This window comes from Mitsuaria sp. TWR114, assembly GCF_007997345.1.
The window spans coordinates 332-2,962 of sequence record NZ_VOSR01000265.1 but is presented as its reverse complement, the minus strand read 5'-3'; the positions used below and the strand labels follow the sequence as shown (position 1 = coordinate 2,962).

Sequence of the window (2,631 nt, the reverse complement as noted above, 5' to 3'; positions counted from 1 at the left end):
CTCGCGCTCGAGCACCTTCACCGTCGGCGCCACGATCACGATTCCGCTGTTCGATGGTGATTCCCGTCGCAACAAGATCCAGGAAGCCCAGGCGCAGGCGGAGAAATCCGAACTGCAGGTGACGGACACCGAAAACCGCGTCCTGCTGGAGCTGGTCAAGACCCACGCGGAATTGGCGGCCTCGCTGGACAACATCGACGCCGCGAATCAATTGCTCCAGGCCGCGCAATCGGCCATGGATTCCGCGACGAATCGATATGAACGCGGCGTCTCGGACATCCTGGAACTGATTTCCGCCCAAGGCACCCTGGTCGACGCGCTCGATGCACGAGCCCAGTGCGAATACCAGTGGAACGCGGCCCGGCTGAAATTGATGTCGGACCTCGGCGAAATGAATAGAGACAGCATCGCCGCGCTCGACGGCCCGCTGCCCACCCCCTGATTCCCCCCCAAGCCCGCGCGACTCCCGAAAGGACCGAGGAGAAGCGCCCGCTGTTGTCCCGCGGCCGACCTTTTCCGGCCATTCCCACCTCGAAAGAGCCACCAGCTCACCACACCATGACCACCCTGAATACCCTGACCAAAGCCCAGTTCACCGCCCTGACGGCCGCCCAGATCGCGGCGCTGGCGCCCGCCGACCTCGCCGGCCTGGACATCCCCCACTGCCAATGGCTGACCGGCACCCAGGTCGCCGCCTTCACCGGCGCCATGGTGTCCGCGATGAGCGCGGCCCAGTTGAGCGCCATCGCGCCCCTGAACTATCTGAAGGGCGCGGCGGTCCAGGGCATGACGGCCGATCAGGTGCGAGCGCTGAGCCCCGCCCAGGTCGGCAAGCTGATCAACATCCACTGGCTGGGCGACAGGGCCGCCGCGGCGCTGTCGCCGGAGCAGGTCGCCGCGATCGGCATCGACGGCAAGTACCTGTCGGCGCGCTGGCTCAACGCGCTGTCGCCGCAGGCCTTCGCCGCCATCACGCCGGCCAAGGTCGCGCAATTCACCAGCGCCGCGCTGACCGGGCTGAGCGCCTTCCGCGTCTCGGAGCTGAGCGCCGACGCGGTGGCCGCCCTGAGCGTCGAGCAACTCCTCTCGATCACCTCGCTGGGCAGCCTGGACGCCGGCGTCGCCGGCTTGTCCGCCAGCGCCGTCCGGGCGCTGAGCCCGGAACTCATCAGCGGCATGGCAGGCCTGGATGCCCTGCGTCCGGACGCGGTCGCCGCCTTGTCCGTCGCGCAGGTGGCGGCCATCGATGAGGGCCGCTGGAGCGACTTCTCCGCCGACTGGATCAACGCGTTGTCGAGGGACGCCTTCACCACCGTGCCGGCCGGCGGCCTCGCGCAACTGGGCACCTCGGCCCTGAGCGGCCTGAGCGGCCTGAGCGCCGCCCGCGTCGCGCAGCTGAGCGCCGACGCCATCGCCGCGATGAGCGTCGAGCAGATCGTCGCCATCACCGCCCTGGGCGCGCTGGACGCGGGCGCGGCCGGGCTGTCCGCCGACGCCATCCGCGCGCTGAGTCCGGAGGTGATCGGCGGCTTGACCGGCATCGCCGCGCTGCAGCCGGCGGCGATCGGCGCGCTCTCGACCGCGCAGGTCGCTGCGCTGGACAACGAGCGATGGAGCGAGCTCCCCGCTGAATGGATCAACGCCTTGTCGCGCGAGGTCGTGGGCGGCCTGACGACGGCGCAGATCGCGTCGATCCCGACCGACGTCGTGCCGGGCCTGAGCACCGCGGTCGTGTCCGCGATGAGCGCGGCCCAGCTGGCCGCGATCCCCTCGCCGTCGCTGTTGTCGCCCGAGGCGGCGGCCATCCGCACTGCGGCGCTGGCGCCCACGGACTGGAGCAAGGTGAACTCGGACTGGCTCAATGCGCTGGCGCCCTCCGATCTCGCGCGCATCGCGCCGGTCGACTTCGGCAAGCTGAGCTCGACGGCCGTCCTGGGACTCCAGCCGGCCTCGATCGCGGCCCTGACCGCCGACCAGGTCCGCACCATCGGCTTCAGCTGGGGGTCGATGTCCGTCGCCTGGATGCAGGCGCTGTCGCCGAGCGCCCTGGCGGTGCTCCCGCCGGACAACATCAAGCAGTTCAACAAGGCGGTGGCGCCGGCGCTGTCGCTGGAGGCCCTGCGGGCGCTCTCGCCCCAGCAGCTTGCCGTGCTGCCGGGCCTCTACACGCTGCCCGCCGCGTCCGTCGCCGTCCTGAGCGCGACCCAGGTCGCCGGCATCACGACCCTGAGCGGCGTCACCAAGGCCTGGCTGGACGCGCTGTCGCCCGGCGTGATCGGCGCCCTGCAACCCGGCGCGCTGGCCACGCTGCCCACCGCCGTCGTTCCGACGCTGACCGCCGCGACGCTGTCCGGCTTCTCCAGCGATCAACTGGCGGCGATCAACCGTCCCGATCTGCTGAACGCGGCGGCCGCCGAGGTGCGCAACACCGCCCTGGGCAACTTCGCTTCGACCAACTGGGCCCAGGCCACCGCCGCCTGGCTCAATGGCCTGTCGCCCGCCGAGCTCGCGCAGCTCCCCGCCGGCGGCCTGGCGCTGATGCCCAGCGCCCAGATGGCGGCGCTGCTGCCCGAGACGATCGCCGCCCTGTCGCCCGCCCAGGTCGCGGCGCTCACCCGTCCGGACCTGCTG

General features: G+C 71.1%; 1 protein-coding gene and 1 pseudogene. Both read left to right on the top strand.

Going from position 1 to position 2,631, the window contains the following annotated elements; genetic code table 11:
* Positions 1–442 (top strand): TolC family protein (locus FUT87_RS11505; protein ID WP_147241106.1); only part of this gene is annotated, 442 nt, incomplete at its 5' end.
* A 116-nt stretch (positions 443–558) separates the two neighbouring features.
* A pseudogene (locus FUT87_RS11500) lies at positions 559–2,631 on the top strand (hypothetical protein); the annotation flags it as partial.